A 17060-nucleotide genomic window follows, 5' to 3' on the forward strand; every position below is an offset into this window, starting at 1 on the left:
GAAGAATGATTGAAATAACGCAGCGGTAAGCCTACAACATGATAATCAACTGACTTAAGTAGAGTTTTCGCATCTGAATCTTTTAAATACAGCACTTCGACTTGCTTACCATCACCTTTCAAACGGTTCGCCAACTGAGTCATACTCTTTGGAGCACCACCTAAGCCCACTCCATGATGTATAAACAAAATTCTTTCAGATTTAGCTTGTTTCAAAAGTACTCCCGTGTACTCATCCGTAGGAAGTTAATTTGAGATAATGAGGTTTTCAATTAGATCACTTGCGACGGTATTGTCAAAGCTACTCTCAGCAACCCCTCTCGCATTAGAGCGCATTACATTCAACTGATTACCATTCAATCTCATAATGCGTGTCAAACCACTTAACATGCTATCAACCGACTCGTCAGCACAAACGATGCCTGTCTGTTCATCCTTTAAATATTCAGCTAAGTCGCTGGTATGATTTGCAATAACGGGTGTCCCTACCGAAAAGCTCTCTACAAACTTGGTAGGAAAGCCTGCGTTGGCATAGCGTTTATTTGGACGTAATAAAACACTAAAGTCAGCATTTCTTACAATATCTATCGCTTGGGCTTGAGGAACAACACCGTAGCACTTTAGGCACTCAGGTATCCGCTGAAGTCCTCTTTTTTGTAGTGCCGGAAAAGTCAGTAATTGTGCATTCGTAATGCCAGCAATATGGAGTAAGAATTTTTCACCGTTTTGGTCTAGTTGTAACAAAGCTTCCAGAACATTATCTAAAAAATCTTTATGGCCAGGGCTGCCAGTATAGCTAAGAGATATTTTTTCAGATTCACAAGACTTTAAACGAGCTTCTGTGCTTGATGTGTCAAGTGTTGGGGGGACTCTAACTGTGTTACACCCTTTAGATTGATAGTACTCATCCAGATAGCGGCTAATAGCAATGATATTACCGCATTTAGGGCTTAGCACATGCATCGCAAGTTCGATATTCCAATAATACGGATTTAGAATGCCATGCAACCTACTGGGAGGGTCGTACCACTCAACTGCGTCAAAAATTAAAGGGACGTTATTACGCCTACACCAAGGAAGTAACTTAAGAAAGTAAGGCGAGTAACCACTATATAAAATAATTGCATCAGGTTTTTCGTCTAACACATCTAGCCAAACAAGCGTTTTTTTACCTATCGTTAAGTAAGCCAAGTACTTCAGCAGCTTGGGGTAAGCTTCAGCCGTTCTTTCATTTAGAGAGTGAACCTCAATTCCTTCATAATCGAAAGAACTAGCCTCTTCACGGGGCTGCTGACCACTCGCAACCTTTACCTTATATCCATTGGCCTGTAGTGATTTAGATATACCCAGTATGCGTCTGGCTGCCGCCCCACCGTTAGGAAATGCAAATGGGCCGACATAGATGACCGTTTTTTGCTTAGTAATCACGCCAAACAACCCGATTTACATAATCAGTGTAACTTAAGATTATCCTCACTACTTTGTCTGAAACATTCGGCATACTGTAGTCATAAACCGGACGCAATAAGCGCTCTTCACCACCCGGTTGAGACTCAAGCACTTCCAAAGCTTGCATAACACGCTCAACGCCTAAACCAACCATCATCACAGAAGCTTCTTCAAACCCTTCTGGTCGCTCGTGAGCTTCTCTAATATTGAGAGCAGGAAAATTTAGAATGGACGATTCTTCGGTAATAGTTCCACTGTCAGACAACACCACCTTGGCACTTTTTTGGAGTTTATTATAATCATGGAAACCTAAAGGTTTCTGAAGCTGGACAAGCTCATGAAACTCAATTCCTTGCTCTTCAATGCGTTTTCGCGTACGCGGGTGGGTAGAAATAAAGACTGGCAACTGGTAGGTTTGTGCGACGGTATTCAAAGTCTCAGCTAATGCACGTAACTGCTTTGGCGTATCAACGTTTTCTTCTCTATGAGCACTCACTAGAAAATATTTCTCGGCTTCTAAGCCAAAACGCTCGAGTACATCTGCCTCGTCAATTTGATCCATGTAATGGTTCAACACTTCATACATTGGGCTGCCAGTTTTGATGACTCGATCAGCAGGTATGCCTTCAGAAAGTAAGTAGTCTCGAGCGATCGTGCTATAAGTTAGATTAATGTCTGAGATATGATCAACAATTTTGCGGTTCGTCTCCTCTGGTACGCGCTGATCAAAACATCGATTCCCCGCTTCCATGTGAAATATCGGAATCTTACGGCGTTTGGCAGGCAAAGACGCTAAACATGAATTGGTGTCCCCTAAGATAAGAATCGCTTCTGGCTGAACTTGCCCCAACACCTCATCTACCTTGATGATTACCTGACCAATTGTTTCTGCGGCATTCTTTCCTGCCGCATTTAAAAAGTAGTCAGGCTTTCTAACACCCAGGTCATCAAAAAACACTTCATTCAACTCATAGTCATAGTTTTGACCAGTATGAACAAAGATATGCTCACAGTAAGCGTCAAGCTTTGCCAAAACTCTGGACAAACGAATGATTTCTGGTCGTGTACCGACTACCGTAACTATCTTTAGCTTTTTCACCATCAATACCTATACCTTGTAACCAATCGTGTCGGGCAGGTCTCTATTAAATATCTCATTTGCCCATAGCATGACATACATTTCGTCATCGCCAATATTCGTAATGTTGTGAGACCAACCAGGCACTGTTTCTACCACTTCTGGGTGCTCTCCTGAGGTTTCAATAGTAAAGGTCTCACCTGTCACAATATGCTTGAACCCAAATTGGGCACGTCCCTTCAACACGAGAAATTTTTCGTTTTTGGTGTGGTGATAATGCTCGCCTCGAGTGATGCCGGGGTGAGCAGAAAAAAACGAGAACTGACCTGAATCCTTGGTTTTTAGCATTTCTACAAAGACCCCTCTTGGGTCTTCATGCTTCACCAGTTCGTAAGAAAACTGTTGCGGAGTATAGTAGCTTATGTACGTTGAATAGAGCGCTCGCACAAACCCTGTACCGACGGGTTCTGCCACGCCTGTCTGACGCATATTTTTAAACTGTATTAATTGTTCAGCCAACTGCCCTACGCTTGTTTCGTAAACTGGCTTTATTTCTGGAAGGCGGTATTCGCTTCTATGCTCTGACTTGATGGTATCAATAAAGCCATTAACTACGTCGTCAATGTATACCAAACTAACTGGAGACTCAGGGTTATCAACACGAATTGGAATATCATTTGCAATATTATGGCAAAAAGTTGACACCACTGAGTTATAGTTGGGTCTGGACCATTTGCCAAACACATTAGGCAAGCGATAATTGTAAATAGGGTTTCCCGCTGACTCTAGCAAACCTTGGAGAGACTTCTCGGCGCTCAACTTACTTTGCCCGTATGGATTATCCCTCTCTGCTTGAATAGAGGATGAAAACAGTACAGGCGCGTTGTTGCCACACTCTTTGAGTGTGTTCGCGATCAGCTCAGTTAAGCCAGCATTGCCAGTGCTAAATTCTGATTCATCTTTGGGTCTGTTAACCCCTGCTAGATGGACAACAAAATCCACTTCATTTAAGTGCGCAGTTAATTCGTCGACGGTATTCTCTTTTGAATAAGTAACATACTCAATACCTTCTTCTTTGCAACGCACTTGTAGGTTTTTACCAATAAACCCTTCTGAACCCGTAATTAATATTTTCATAATATCGAATTTAACTTGTCTAGTCCTGAATATTCAGTTGCTCTCTCACTTCCTTAAGAGATAACAAAACTTCTTTAACTTGCGAGACGTCAAGGCGCTCGGTGTTATGAGAGTGGTAATCATCAAGACTAGACTCTTCTTCATTCCCTTCAGTGAAGTATTTTTCATAGTTGAGGTCACGATCATCCATTGAAACCCTGAAGTAATCGCCCAAATCTTCTGCTCGCGATAACTCTTCGACTGAAGCGAGTGTCTCGTATAGTTTTTCGCCATGCCGAGTGCCGATCACTTTAATATCAACCTTGGAATCAAAAAGTTCCATCAAGGCAATTGCCAGATCATCAACTGTACATGCAGGTGCTTTCTTAATAAAAATATCACCCTGCCGTCCATGAGAAAACGCATAATCAACCAAGCCTACCGCTTCACTCAGGGCCATTAGAAATCTTGTCATGGCCCCGTCTGTAATTGTGATAGGTTTTCCAGCTTTGATCTGCTCAATAAAGCGAGGAATAACGGAGCCACGAGAGTACATCACGTTTCCGTAACGAACGCAGGTAATCGTAGTATCAGATGAGGTGCGGGCGTAAGACTGTGCTACTTTTTCCATCATCGCCTTACTCATACCCATCGCATTTACTGGGTACACGGCTTTATCGGTGCTTAGACATACCACTTTGCTAACTTTATTAGCAATTGCTGCTTTAATTACATTATCACTACCTGTGATATTCGTCATGACAGCTTGCATCGGAAAGAATTCACACGATGGAACCTGTTTAAGGGCCGCTGCATGAAAAACGTAGTCGACTGTATTTAACGCATTATAAACTGAGTCATAATCGCGCACATCGCCAATATAAAACTTCACACGCGCATCATTCATGTATTCGGTGCGCATTAAATCCTGCTTTGCTTCGTCTCGGCTAAACACTCTTACTTCTTTACAATCTTGCTTAAGCAAATAATTGGTAACCGTTTTACCAAAAGAGCCTGTACCGCCCGTGACTAGAAACGTTTTGTTCTTATACATCAAATATCCTTTGCTGATCTCTTGTTAGTGCCTATTTTGATAGTGCTCAATCAGCGTCTAAAAAGGGTTATACCCGTTATCTACATAACGCACTCTGTTCCAATGTTTGAAGTTTTTGTATGCAGTATGTACAGACTTAAAATGCTGCCACGTCAACTGCCCCTTCATCATCAAAAAAAGTATCTTTAACAATTTTCTTTTTGGCCAGTAGTTACAAAACCTCTTAGCGTCTTCTTCACTTAAATGCAGAACCGCCAATTTCAAGGTTGCCATTGTTGTCCAGTATTCTATTCGCGGGGACGCTTTATCTCCACCACACGTTGATACGCCACCCTTATGCCAAAGACTCGCTTTTGGCGTGTATATCAATTTGTAGCCCGATTTGAGAGCGCGAAATGCATAGTCATTTTGCTCTCCATAAAGAAAAAAGTACTCTGAGTAGCCGCCATTTTTTATATATAGGTCTTTATGGAATAGCCAGAAAATATCATCAAGCATGCCCATTTCCATCTCTTTTTCATACTGGCCGACATCTTTCTCGCGCTTGCCTTTAACTAACGACACCTGATTCAAACCATTATTCGGGTCTTTTGCTTGCCCAACATATTGAAGCGAGTCATTTTCACCGTAGTTGTATACTTTCCCCGACACTATCGCTAAATCATTATGACGCTTCGCGCAATCGACTAACTCAGTAATTGACTGATTTGCAATCAAGGTGTCGTTATTCATTATTAAGAAATAATCAGCAGCTGCCTTTTTTCCCTCTTTTAACCCGTAATTAATACCGCCCACATAACCAAGGTTTTCAGGCAAGGGATGAAAAAGAAGTTTATCGCTTTCTGGTAGATTCTCTTCGAGCTTTTGTCGAACGTCATCTCTGGAACCATTATCTATTAAGCAAATTTGGAAATTTTCATAATCAGACTCCAACAAGGAGTTAATACAATCTACTGTGTACTGGTCTTGATTGAAATTCACAACAACCACAAATACTTTGCTTTGACCTTGATCCATCATTATCTTCTTTAGAGACCCTGTATACTTAATCTAGAAACTTATTTCTACGATACTATCTCTAGCAACGCATTAGATACTATTTGTACATCCGCTTTGGACAATCCCATATGCATTGGCAGTGATATAATTTCGTTACTAGCTTGACGCGCCTTAGGGCACAGGTCACCTGACTGCGCATACGGTTTATACTCAGTATTGTCTGCGTAGTGAACGCCTGGATAAATATCTCGTTCGTTTAACGCTGCCAAGACTTGGTCTCGATTCTCTACCCTTACCTGAAGCAGGTGATGAGAGGACTCGCTATTCGGAGCATCAGGGACAACATTAACCCCCTCCTGATCACTTAGATACTCCTTATACCAAGTCGCCAGTTGTCTTCTGTACGCATTGTCTCGATCTAGGTACTTCAGAGCAACCAGCGCTAAGCCTGCCATTATGGAATTACCATGGTACTTATAGCCAACATCCTGAACATCATAACGCCACTTATATGCACCTTTATTGGATGAACGAGCAAAAGTATCTTTATCAATACCTAACCAAGACAATTTACGAGCTTTCTGGTCGTACTTTTCTTCCTTAAAACAGATCATTCCTGAATCTGCAGTTGGCATATTTTTAACTGCTTGAAAGCTAAATACTGTTACGTCAGCATCAAAACCTACATGCTTACCTCTTAATCGAGAACCCGCCATATGCGCAGCATCAAGCACTAGCTTCAAATTATTTTCTTTACAGATTTGCTTTACCTCTTCGTAACGCCCGACGTTACCGCCGATACCAACAAAGATTACCGCTCGTGTTTTAGGCGTAATTTGCTTACGAACACTCTCAGGGTCAAGGCACAGATATTCATCAACGTCTGCAAATACAGGTTTCATGTTACAGTATTTGATCGCGTGGTTAGTCGACACAAAGGTCAATGGCGTAGATATCACTTCATCCTCATCATCCCACCCAAGGTCGGTTTTCATGACCTCTAACGCTAAATGCAAACCGACTGTCGCTGAAGATAGAAAGTGGGCATTTGGCAACGCTGTGTACTCTTTCCAGCGCTCTTCAATTTCGTTGGTTTTAAAACCTAGACCTGTCCACCCTTTTTCTAAACACTCGCGAACCTCTTCCAAGCACTCATCGACTCGAAAGTTTGGGGTAAATAACTGAATTGCCATATCTTTTCCTCTGAAACACCGCCACATTAATCAGGCGCTGCTACTATCCAAACTCTTGTTAAATAAACTCTACTACCGAAAAAACAACAAATGAAACCTAGTTATAAATACTATCTTCGAGTCGCTGAAGGGTAATGCCTTATCAACACAAAGACACAAGCCAATATAAAGCCGAAAAACGTTCCCATAATTGCGATCAACGCTCTTTTTGGCCTAATACGCTGCTCAGGTACTTTTGCTTCAGAAATTGTTTTAAATACATATTCCTCGCTAACCTCAGCTAGCATAAGCTTCTTAGTTTGCTCTTCAATCAGTTCATAAAATATACTGCGCATTTCCGCGATGGTGGTCCTGTTAATCTGATGCTTTAAGTATTCTATACTTTTCTTTGCATCTTCATGATCGCGCAATTTCATATAGCTGTTTATTTCTTTAACAAGCAAGTCTACCCATTTTTTTGCAACATCTGGAGAGTAATGCTCGGCTTCAATTCTAACTATTCCGGTCTTGTTATCTTGGCTCACGAAAATTCTATTTGAAAGCGCTGCGTAAAGCTCCCAGCTAGTAGGTTCATCAGATAGATTCGCATCGAGTTTAGACCGTATCCATTCTTCGTTTTCAAGGTCATAGAGTTCTGGGTCGATAACTAGCTTTCTAGTAGACTTCTTCCAATCGGTAGCAGCAAACACTTCTACTTCCAAACCGTATGTAGAAATAAAGCGTTCTGCAAAACCCCAGGTTTGCATCACTTCAATAGCGGTTACAGATTTGCTAACACCACTACTGCCCCCGATGCTCAGCCCTGCTAGAGATGCCAAACCGCCAAACTGGCCAGCTAATCTGGAGAGTCCGCCACTATTCCCACCACTTGAGACAGGGACCAACACTGCCGAAGCACGATATTCATTTTTGACATTTAAAGCATATAAAACTGAGCCAACCGCAAATAACAGTGTAATCAATATTACCGGCAACTTTTTCTGAAATAAAACTCTAAACAGGACTCGTAAATCAATCTGTTCTTCCATTTTCGGTCCAGTTTGATCATATTCTTTATTATCCATTTCCACTTAAGACACCTGAGCTGTATTATCTTCTTTTAGTGAATAAGCAGGAATTACTGCGTTAGAACACAAATATTGAACAATCTTATCAACACATACATCTACGGAGGTCGTCGCTGTATCAACTACAATTTCAGGTTTCTCGGGGTTTTCGTAATCTGAGCTTATACCGGTAAAGTTTTTGATTTCACCGGTTCTTGCTTTTTTATACAAACCTTTAGGGTCACGGTCTTCACATACATCCAACGGAGTGTTAACAAATACTTCGATAAACTCTCCGGGACAAAACATATCACGAACCATGCGTCGTTCACTTCGAAATGGAGAAATAAACGCACTCAAAGTAATTATTCCCGCGTCAACAAACAACCCAGAAACTTCTCCAACTCTCCGAATATTTTCCACTCTGTCTTCATCAGAAAAGCCCAAGTCTTTATTTAAGCCGTGACGAACATTATCTCCATCAAGCAGATAAGTATGGTAGCCATTATCATGAAGCCATCGATCAAGGGCATTTGCCACAGTAGACTTACCGGCCCCACTCAGACCTGTAAACCAAATTAAACAAGGTTTTTGTTTCTTTAATTCAGAGCGTTCATCTTTTGCTACCGCCTGATCGTGCCATACAACATTATTTCCAGACATTTATAAACTCCCAACAGCCGCAGCACCCAACGCAATCTGATAGAAAATCTGACTCATATCACGCCACAAAACAACTTGGTCAATTTTATCCGCATCAAGCGGCACAACCACAGTATCGCCCGGCGCTAGTTGAGAATCATTACTTGCAAACCAACTAGACGAGCCAGGCATCTGAACCCCGCCATTAGCCTTAATGATGTAAATTCGTTCATCATCGGCTTTATCCGTTAAGCCACCGCTGCGCTCGATATAATCCCAATAATCTAGCTCCTGTTCGAATAGTTGAGATACTGGAAGCTGAACTTCACCAATAACTGTCACTGAGCTCTTTTTCTCGGGGATGAATAGCTCATCTCCGTCCTTAAGAGATATTGAGTAAGCTTCTTGCCCAGTGATGACCTTGTCTAAGTCAATAACTAAACGACCTAAGGCAGGAGTAGTCTTGAGTTTATCCAATAAACCCTGCGCTTCACCTAAACCCTGAGTTTTACTTGCATCAAGCGTTGTTTGATTTGCTGCAACCACTTCGGCTTTGGCTATATCAGCCTCTAATCTTGCTTGCATTTCTCTTAGCTGCTGCGCCTGCTGAGTCTTTAAGTCTTCTCTCGTAAACATTGCTCCAGGCGCATAAGCATATTCAGTTAAGCCGCCAGCACGTTCAATTACATCTGCTAAAGTGTCGTTTTTATGGAAGGGATAAACACCAGGGAACTTCACTTCACCGCGTAAGGTAATTTGCTTAGTCTCTGCCCACTCTGGAATTGCTTTAACGGTTAGTACGTCTCTTGCCTGAAGCTTACTTGATATGGCGGTCGCATCAGAAAGTTGAATAATGCTTCTATCTTGTATTCTATCTTGCTGTTCGTTAATGGTTGTTCTGTTTAGCTCTGCGCTTGAAAGGTAGGCCTTTTCTGTCAGGCCGCCAGAGGCAGAAAGTAAGTTCTCGACAGTCATATTTTCAACCAAGGGGTAAACGCCTGGATAGCGAACGTTGCCACCGATCGACACTTCTTTTGAAGGGTTAGAAATACTTGCTTGCTGACGAAGTTCTTTGATTAATTCAGCAACTTCTTCAGAACGATCGCCATATAGACCAAAGAACACCAGCTGATCTAGGTCTTGTAGTACTGGGTCTGCTTCGCTTTGCTTAGATTTCAATGAATCTGTGACACTGAAAGCGTGAACACTTAAGGTTCGCTCTGGTTTTGAATAGCGTTTAATTAACGCATAATTTAGGTCTGGCTCCGGCTTTAAGTATTCTATACTTTGAATGATATCACTCACTCGTAAACCGGGCGTCCAACGGCGCGTTTCGGCACGCTCTACATGGCCAGCCACTTTAATGACATTTTCTACCTTCGGCAGAATTTTAGGCAAGGTAATCTGGTCGCCATTTTTTAAAGTACGGTTTATATCAGCACTTAATGATAAGTCTAGATTCAGAAACTCACGTTCATTTTGTTCGTTAACCCGTTCAAGCGTTGCACCTTGAGGGTAAGCAGAAGCCAACATGCCACCGGAATATGACAGAAGATCAGAAACGGAGCCGCTTCCTTTAAGCTCATAATATGCTGGGCGTTTAATTTGGCCCTTTATTGCTACTTGAGGGCCAACAGCGGGAATAAATACCACATCACCAGATTTGAGCTGGGCATCACCAGAGGTATCACCTTTTAGCAGTAGGTCATATACGTCGAGCGATTGAATAAGCTTACCTTTGCGTTTTAACTGAATATTACGCAGTGAACCCAACTCTGAAACACCACCACTCAGCACTAGCGCATTGGTCATGGTTGAGAGGGAGCTAATCACATAGGAACCCGGCACACGAGCTTCACCCAAAACAAAGACCCGAATCGAACGTAAACTTCCCATCGAAACACTGGCTTTAACACCAATCATTTTTTGATCAATAGTCTTTTTGATTTTTTCTTTGGCTTCAGAGAAGTCTAGGCCAGCTAAACTCATTGGCCCTAAGTCAGGGATATAAACTTGCCCTTCCTGATCAACAACCAACTCGAAAAATTGACTTTCTTTACCATAGAGATTCACTTTTAGTGAGTCACCCGGGCCTAATACATAATCAGATGAAACAGGTACATCAGTTATGGGTGCAAAGGTCGTTGGCTGGCCGGCGAATAGGTCGTAGCCGAAAGCGGGTAGCTTGCCTTCTTCCATTTCAGCATTGGTGTCAATTTCACCGCCCACAGACTCAGCTACTTGTCGCTGAGCCACCGGCATGACGCTGTTAGTTTGCGCTACCTCAGGTGCTTGTGCAGCATTTACATTGGGAATATCCATACCAAACTGCTTGGCTAAACGAGCCTGCTCAGCTGCAGGTAGACCCTTAAACTGTTCGAGCTGCGCCGGTGTAGGCTGTAGGGCAATAGATTGAAGCGAGAATAAAGCTGCTATTACAAAAAGAAATGCACGCCCAGTGAGCCTTAGGCGAGAGAGTGTATCGATCATTCCTGATTCCATCATTATTAGAGAGTACTTCACTGTGATGACCATGCATGACGATCATCTTAATGGGCGCTAATTTAGCATTTAAAGGAGGGGCTTACTAGTTGGTGGAGTGGTCTATTTTAACATTTGTTTACATTATTTGATGTTTGTCATTCCTTGGAACCCTAAGAAATAAACATTTGAACCACCGAGGACACCGAGCGCTTCGCTACACAGAGGAAGAGATTGAGACACATCTAAAGAAAGCTATTATCTTTTCTCGGTGCAGGCCACAGGCCGCTCTGTGTTCTCGGTGGTGAATCAGCTTTTATGTCTTAATCTTTAAGGGATAAACCGATGAACCACCGAGGACACCGGGCGCTTCGCTGCACAGAGGAAGGGATTGAGACACATCTAAATGAAAGCTTTAATCTTTTCTCTGTGTAGGCCGTAGGCCGCTCTGTGCCCTCTGTGGTGAACCGTCTTTTATGTTTTGATCTTTAAGAAACAAACACTTGAACCACCGAGGACACCGAGCGCTTCGCTGCACAGAGGAAGAGATTGAGACACATCTAAATGAAAGCTTTTATCTTTTCTCGGTGTAGGCCGTAGGCCGCTCTGTGCCCTCTGTGGTGAACCGTCTTTTATGTTTTGATCTTTAAGGGCAGCTTCTCACTACTCCGAAATAACTTCTGCACTAAAAACTTCGAAATCTGACAAGTGCTTTTCAATTACTGAAATCACAATATCTAAATCGAGCGCTTGGTAATCATGCACTGCTATATTTCTTAAGCCAACCATTCGCTTCATCGCGCCAGAGATGTCGACCGTAATCAATTTTGCCCCTGCTAGAATATCGAAACTATCACGTGCCGACTGAGGTATTCCCAGCCGGTGCACGCGAATTAGATAATTAGCTATATCAATTGAGGCCTCACACGCTCTTTGAATATTCAATAAAACAGAATCTTGTTTGGTGTAATTTTGTTTGAATTCTGCCTCGCTAGTAAATTCCTCGCGAACTCGCTGCAAACACCGTTTTATTGTTGCGAGCTTATTCAGTATGACATCATCCATGCTTCAGTCCTTTAAGCTGAGCGACAAAGTCAGTCATAATGTCTTCACGCCCCTCTTGTAAACGGCCATACATGCTGAGAACACGTGTTTCGAAAGGCATCGCAGCGTCACAAGCATCATATAGCAACTGACCTCGCTCTATAATTTGCGTATTCAAAACCGTGGTCGATTGAAGCAAGTCAATCAAATCAACTTCTGCACAACAGGTATTTGCCAGGAGCTCTTTAAGCTCCCATAAGGTAGATACGGGTATTTTTTTCTCTGCCATGACTGCGATATCCCAGTCACTCGAAGGTCGAGCTTCATTAGTAGCTCTTGAGCCAAAGAGGTAAATCAATTTAACACTTGGTAGATGTTGTTTTATTAGAGAAACCAGCTCGGAGTTTTCCATATCGCTTAAACCGTTTCAGTGGCTTTGTCATTTTATGATCTAGATAATAGACAGAATAACACGAGTGATAGGATCTTGCTTATGACGGCTTTGATATTTTTATTTCTCTGTGTAGGCCGCAGGCCTTTCTGTGCACTCTGTGGTGAACCTGCTTTTGTGTTTTGATCTTTAAGGGATAAACATTTGAACCACAGAGGACACCGGGCGCTTCGCTGCACAGAGGAAGGAATTGAGACACATCTAAAAAAAGCTTTTTATCTTTTCTCTGTGTAGGCCGCAGGCCGCTCTGTGTTCTCGGTGGTGAATCGTCTTTTGTGTTTTGATCTTTAAGGGATAAACCGATGAACCACAGAGGACACCGGGCGCTTCGCTGCACAGAGGAAGGAATTGAGACACTTCTAAATGAAAGCTTTAATCTTTTCTCTGTGTAGGCCGCAGGCCTCTCTGTGCTCTCGGTGGTGAACCGTCTTTTGTGTTTTGATCTTTAAGGGATATAACATTTGAACCACAGAGGACACCGAGCGCTTCGCTGCACAGAGGAAAAGATTGAGACACACTATAAATTTTTTTACCTTTTCTCTGTGCAGGCCGCTGGCCGCTCTGTGTTCTCGGTGGTGAATCGTCTTTTGTGTTTTGATCTTTAAGGGATAAACATTTGAACCACAGAGGACACCGGGCGCTGCGCTGCACAGAGGAAGGGATTGAGACACATCTAAAAAAAGCTTTTTATCTTTTCTCTGTGCAGGCCGCTGGCCGCTCTGTGTTCTCGGTGGTGAATCGTCTTTTGTGTTTTGATCTTTAACGGATAAACATTTGAACCACAGAGGACACCGGGCGCTTCACTGCACAGAGGAAGGAATTGAGACACATCTAAAAAAAGCTTTTTGTCTTTTCTCTGTGAAGGCCTTGGCCGCTCTGTGTTCTCGGTGGTGAATCGTCTTTTATGTTTTGATCTTAAAGGGACAAACATTTGAACCACCGAGGACACCGAGCGCTGCGCTGCACAGAGGAAGGGATTGAGACACTTCTAAATGAAAGCTTTTATCTTTTCTCTGTGTAGGCCGCAGGCCGCTCTGCGTCCTCGGTGGTGAACCGTCTTTTGTGTTTTGATCTTTAAGGGATATAACATTTGAACCACAGAGGACACCGAGCGCTTCGCTGCACAGAGGAAAAGATTGAGACACACTATAAAATTTTTTACCTTTTCTCTGTGCAGGCCGCAGGCCGCTCTGTGCTCTCGGTGGTAAATCGTCTTTTGTGTTTTGATCTTTAAGGAATAAACATTTGAACCACAGAGGACACCGGGCGCTTCGCTGCACCGAGGAAGGGATTGAGACACTTCTAAAAAAAGCTTTTTATCTTTTCTCTGTGTAGGCCGCAGGCCGCTCTGTGTTCTCGGTGGTAAATCATCTTTTATGTTTTGATCTTTAAGGGATAAACCGATAAACCACAGAGGACACCGGGCGCTTCGCTGCACTGAGGAAAACCAGAGGAAAAACTCGTTTTAAGTTTTCACTGTGGTGAATGAGCTTCTGGAGTTTTAGAGACTAACTCTCTTGATTCCCTTTACGAGCCTATCCACGCTGAAATTGATTAACAGCCCAGTTTTAATGTTACTCAAGCGCAAATAGCTTATCACTTGAGCGGTATGTATCGGTGCAAAACGATCAACTGATTTTATTTCGATAATAAGCTTATTAGGAATTAATAGATCCAATCTATACCCTGCATCAATTCTTACCCCCTTATAGACTATTGGCAGCGTGATCTGCCGCTTAACATCTAGACCTGCCTTAGATAGTTCATACATGAGACAATGCTCATAGCTTGACTCTAATAATCCTGGGCCTAAGGCTTTATGTACTTCTATCGCGCTCGATATAACAGTTTGAGTTAGAGAATCCTTCTCCACGCTTAACTACTCCCATTCCTTGGTAACTTGAATTCATTATACTGAAATAAAGCCTATGAACCACAGAGGTCACCGGGTTCTTCGCTACACAGAGAAAGGGGTTTAGACACATCTAAAAAAAGCTTTAATCTTTTCTCTGTGTAGGCCGCAGGCCTCTCTGTGCCCTCTGTGGTGAACCGTCTTTTGTGTTTTGATCTTTAAGGGATAAACATTTGAACCACAGAGGACACCGGGCGCTACGCTGCACAGAGAAAGGGATTGAGGCATATCTAAAGAAAGCTTTAATCTTTTCTCTGTGTAGGCCGCAGGCCTCTCTGTGCCCTCTGTGGTTAACCGTCTTTTGTGTTTTGACCTTAAAGAGCTAAAAGCGATTGAGCCTGCTTATTGTATGATTTCTGGACAGCCAGCAACACATCCACCAACCCAATTGCCCGATTAAGCGCAGACGCAAACTCTTCATGATCATCTACATAATCATGAACCAAACGATTTCTAAGATTTCTCGCCTCTATCCACTGTTCGACCGAAGCAATTAATCCAAGCTTTTCCATTCGTCCCAAGTTATTGATTGCAGAACTTGGCGTTTCAAGCATTTGTTTTAATAACTCGGGAGTACACTTATCATCTAAGTGATCTTGAAGCCTGCCAAACCTTGCGACGAACGCGTCGACCCGCTCAGCCATATCTAGATCATCTTCAAGACCAGCAACCCATTGGGGATTAACTTCTTCAGATTTTAAGCGGCTCCACGTCAACTCCAAGTGCTTTGCTTCCTTTTCTGCCACTTTAATCAAGTGTCGTAAACGGTCTTTATTATTACCCATTAAAATAATCCTTCTCTATTTTTTATTTAGAGCGCTATTCCTTGCGCTTTAGCTTGCTTATGAATAGTTTGATACGGCGTTAGAGCATCCACCAAAATCACATCTATTTTTTGATCACCGATTGCCATCTGAATTTTTGCCGCGATTCGAGCAGCGGCCGACGCCCTATTTTCAATTTGTCGCGCCGTCTCAACAAAAAGGTCGATATCCCCACCCCTTGCAGAGTCATCTACTCGTGAACCAAAAAGAATCACCTCTGCCTCAGCACCTAAAACTGCCTCTACAGATTCTTTAATTTTTGATACTTGAAATGAACTTAGCCGCACAGCCTACCCTCAACAATTCTTAGTGTTGTCAGTATAACAGGGAAATACTGAGAGCGTGCTTAAGGCGCTTTTAAGAAAACGCTTTCTTTTCTCGGTGCAGGCCTCAGGCCGCTCTGTACCCTCTGTGGTAAACCGTCTTTTATGTTTTGATCTTTAATTAAGGGATAAACCGATGAACCACCGAGGACACCGGGCGCTTCGCTGCACCGAGGAAGGGATTGAGACACATCTAATAAAGCTTTTATCTTTTCTCTGTGTAGGCCGCAGGCCGCTCTGTGTCCTCGGTGGTGAACCGTCTTTTATGTTTTGATCTTTAATTAAGGGATAAACCGATGAACCATAGAGGACACAGAGCGCTTGCTGCACAGAGAAAGTGTCAGCTTTACTCAAATATCAAATCTGCCCTGAAGATCACTAATTAGCTTTTGAGCAAAGTTCACTATTAGGGGAATATTATCTTTTGACAGATTAATTGCTTGGCTAAGCTGCCCTGCATCTTCAATGTATTCGTGAATCATTTGATTCCGAATTCTTCTTAGCTCTAACCACGTATCACTGCTTTCCAAATAGCCAAGCTTTTCAGCTCTATCCAGATTATCGATCGCGACACCTACTTTTTCTTGCGTAGCCTTGAGCCATGCAACCAACAACTTATCACCAACCGTATCTTGCAGGCGGCAGAAGCGCCCCACATAGGCCTCGAGCACCTCAGCCAAGTCAGGGTTAGTATCTAACTGCGCCGCCTTTTCCTCGTCAAAACCACCTGCAAATAGCTTTCCTTCAGAGTATTGTAGATGAGTAATTTCTTTTGACACGATTCGGCACAGATACCGTAGCCTTTCTAACTGACCTTGATCTAGGGTCATAACTTAATCCCGGTTTCTTTTGCTATGGTATGTATTGGCGAAAGCTCTACACTTGGTGTTTGAAGTATCACATCGGTTTTACGCCCATGAAACAAGCGAGATACTTGCGTGCTTATTTTAGCCGCAACGAATACGAGTTCGTCGATATCGTGCTTTGACACCACGAGTAGGTCTATATCACCGCCCTTTGCATGATCATCCACTCGCGAGCCGAACAACCACACTTCTACGCCAGGATCAATTAAACTGGCAACGATACCTTTAATGGATTGCGCTTGCCCTTCTGTAATTCTCATTTCTGCAAATGACTCTAACTATAATTTAAAGCAGTGAATTTTCATGCCTTATCTTACTGGAAGGAATTAGACTTTGGTAGCCACATAGCGCTTCGCTGCACAGAGGACGGGATAGAGCCACATCTAAAGAAAGCCTTAATCTTTACTCGGTGTAGGCCTCAGGCCGCTCTGTGTTCTCGGTGGTGAACCGTCTTTTGTGTTTTGATCTTTAAGGGGTAAACATTTGAACCACAGAGGACACCGGGCGCTTCGCTGCACAGAGGAAGAAGTTGAGACACATCTAAAAAAAGCTTTAATCTTTTCTCGGTGTAGGCCGCAGCCCG

17 protein-coding genes are annotated in these 17060 nt (G+C 42.9%); all 17 read right to left on the reverse strand.

Features of this window, described 5'->3' with window-relative positions:
• Positions 1 to 215 (reverse strand): hypothetical protein (locus A3735_RS10720; RefSeq protein WP_197485849.1); only part of this gene is annotated, 215 nt, incomplete at its 3' end.
• A gap of 30 nt (positions 216 to 245) precedes the next feature.
• Positions 246 to 1427, reverse strand: coding sequence for a glycosyltransferase (locus A3735_RS10725; protein ID WP_156499601.1), 1182 nt, complete (start codon positions 1425 to 1427; stop codon positions 246 to 248).
• Positions 1417 to 2550 (reverse strand): non-hydrolyzing UDP-N-acetylglucosamine 2-epimerase, encoded by a 1134-nt coding sequence (gene wecB / locus A3735_RS10730; protein WP_304439989.1) that lies wholly within the window; start codon positions 2548 to 2550, stop codon positions 1417 to 1419. Before wecB ends, A3735_RS10725 begins: the two co-directional genes overlap by 11 nt.
• Before the next feature lie 6 nt (positions 2551 to 2556).
• On the reverse strand, positions 2557 to 3663 hold the full coding sequence (locus tag A3735_RS10735) for an NAD-dependent epimerase/dehydratase family protein (protein WP_068638034.1): 1107 nt from the start codon (positions 3661 to 3663) through the stop codon (positions 2557 to 2559).
• Between the two features lie 19 nt (positions 3664 to 3682).
• Positions 3683 to 4696, reverse strand: coding sequence for a polysaccharide biosynthesis protein (locus tag A3735_RS10740; protein ID WP_068638036.1), 1014 nt, complete (start codon positions 4694 to 4696; stop codon positions 3683 to 3685).
• Between the two features lie 57 nt (positions 4697 to 4753).
• Complete coding sequence (locus tag A3735_RS10745) at positions 4754 to 5716, reverse strand: glycosyltransferase family 2 protein (RefSeq protein WP_082865239.1); 963 nt, start codon at positions 5714 to 5716, stop codon at positions 4754 to 4756.
• Between the two features lie 44 nt (positions 5717 to 5760).
• Complete coding sequence (locus tag A3735_RS10750) at positions 5761 to 6888, reverse strand: DegT/DnrJ/EryC1/StrS aminotransferase family protein (RefSeq protein WP_068553606.1); 1128 nt, start codon at positions 6886 to 6888, stop codon at positions 5761 to 5763.
• Between the two features lie 110 nt (positions 6889 to 6998).
• Positions 6999 to 7952, reverse strand: coding sequence for a Wzz/FepE/Etk N-terminal domain-containing protein (locus A3735_RS10755; protein WP_068638049.1), 954 nt, complete (start codon positions 7950 to 7952; stop codon positions 6999 to 7001).
• A 6-nt stretch (positions 7953 to 7958) separates the two neighbouring features.
• A complete protein-coding gene (gene cysC, locus A3735_RS10760; protein ID WP_068637735.1) occupies positions 7959 to 8597 on the reverse strand; it encodes an adenylyl-sulfate kinase in 639 nt (212 codons plus the stop codon).
• Positions 8598 to 11066 carry an SLBB domain-containing protein gene (locus tag A3735_RS10765; RefSeq protein ID WP_068638038.1) on the reverse strand — a complete coding sequence of 823 codons (2469 nt, stop codon included), beginning with the start codon at positions 11064 to 11066 and terminating at the stop codon, positions 8598 to 8600.
• A 654-nt stretch (positions 11067 to 11720) separates the two neighbouring features.
• Positions 11721 to 12122, reverse strand: a complete 402-nt coding sequence (locus tag A3735_RS10770) for a DUF86 domain-containing protein (protein WP_068637654.1) — start codon at positions 12120 to 12122, stop codon at positions 11721 to 11723.
• Positions 12115 to 12513, reverse strand: coding sequence for a nucleotidyltransferase domain-containing protein (locus tag A3735_RS10775; RefSeq protein ID WP_068638040.1), 399 nt, complete (start codon positions 12511 to 12513; stop codon positions 12115 to 12117). Before A3735_RS10775 ends, A3735_RS10770 begins: the two co-directional genes overlap by 8 nt.
• 1540 nt (positions 12514 to 14053) lie before the next feature.
• Entirely contained in the window at positions 14054 to 14425 is a 372-nt protein-coding gene (locus A3735_RS10780; RefSeq protein ID WP_068638042.1) for a GxxExxY protein, read from the reverse strand.
• Between the two features lie 353 nt (positions 14426 to 14778).
• Complete coding sequence (locus tag A3735_RS10785) at positions 14779 to 15249, reverse strand: hypothetical protein (protein WP_197485850.1); 471 nt, start codon at positions 15247 to 15249, stop codon at positions 14779 to 14781.
• A 26-nt stretch (positions 15250 to 15275) separates the two neighbouring features.
• Positions 15276 to 15575, reverse strand: a complete 300-nt coding sequence (locus A3735_RS10790; RefSeq protein WP_068634328.1) for a nucleotidyltransferase domain-containing protein — start codon at positions 15573 to 15575, stop codon at positions 15276 to 15278.
• Between the two features lie 386 nt (positions 15576 to 15961).
• A complete protein-coding gene (locus tag A3735_RS10795; RefSeq protein WP_068567985.1) occupies positions 15962 to 16441 on the reverse strand; it encodes a hypothetical protein in 480 nt (159 codons plus the stop codon).
• Positions 16438 to 16737 carry a nucleotidyltransferase domain-containing protein gene (locus tag A3735_RS10800; RefSeq protein WP_068508309.1) on the reverse strand — a complete coding sequence of 100 codons (300 nt, stop codon included), beginning with the start codon at positions 16735 to 16737 and terminating at the stop codon, positions 16438 to 16440. Before A3735_RS10800 ends, A3735_RS10795 begins: the two co-directional genes overlap by 4 nt.
• Between the last annotated feature and the right edge of the window lie 323 nt (positions 16738 to 17060).

It is taken from the genome of Oleiphilus sp. HI0061, assembly GCF_001635675.1.

Coding starts and splice junctions, on each gene's coding strand:
- A3735_RS10745 (WP_082865239.1), bottom strand. CDS start 5,716: ATGATGGATCAAGGTCAAAGCAAAGTATTTGTGGTTGTTGTGAATTTC.
- A3735_RS10775 (WP_068638040.1), bottom strand. CDS start 12,513: ATGGAAAACTCCGAGCTGGTTTCTCTAATAAAACAACATCTACCAAGT.
- A3735_RS10765 (WP_068638038.1), bottom strand. CDS start 11,066: ATGATCGATACACTCTCTCGCCTAAGGCTCACTGGGCGTGCATTTCTT.
- cysC (WP_068637735.1), bottom strand. CDS start 8,597: ATGTCTGGAAATAATGTTGTATGGCACGATCAGGCGGTAGCAAAAGAT.
- A3735_RS10785 (WP_197485850.1), bottom strand. CDS start 15,249: ATGGGTAATAATAAAGACCGTTTACGACACTTGATTAAAGTGGCAGAA.
- A3735_RS10740 (WP_068638036.1), bottom strand. CDS start 4,696: ATGTATAAGAACAAAACGTTTCTAGTCACGGGCGGTACAGGCTCTTTT.
- A3735_RS10755 (WP_068638049.1), bottom strand. CDS start 7,952: ATGGATAATAAAGAATATGATCAAACTGGACCGAAAATGGAAGAACAG.
- A3735_RS10800 (WP_068508309.1), bottom strand. CDS start 16,737: ATGAGAATTACAGAAGGGCAAGCGCAATCCATTAAAGGTATCGTTGCC.
- A3735_RS10750 (WP_068553606.1), bottom strand. CDS start 6,888: ATGGCAATTCAGTTATTTACCCCAAACTTTCGAGTCGATGAGTGCTTG.
- wecB (WP_304439989.1), bottom strand. CDS start 2,550: ATGGTGAAAAAGCTAAAGATAGTTACGGTAGTCGGTACACGACCAGAA.
- A3735_RS10735 (WP_068638034.1), bottom strand. CDS start 3,663: ATGAAAATATTAATTACGGGTTCAGAAGGGTTTATTGGTAAAAACCTA.
- A3735_RS10770 (WP_068637654.1), bottom strand. CDS start 12,122: ATGGATGATGTCATACTGAATAAGCTCGCAACAATAAAACGGTGTTTG.
- A3735_RS10795 (WP_068567985.1), bottom strand. CDS start 16,441: ATGACCCTAGATCAAGGTCAGTTAGAAAGGCTACGGTATCTGTGCCGA.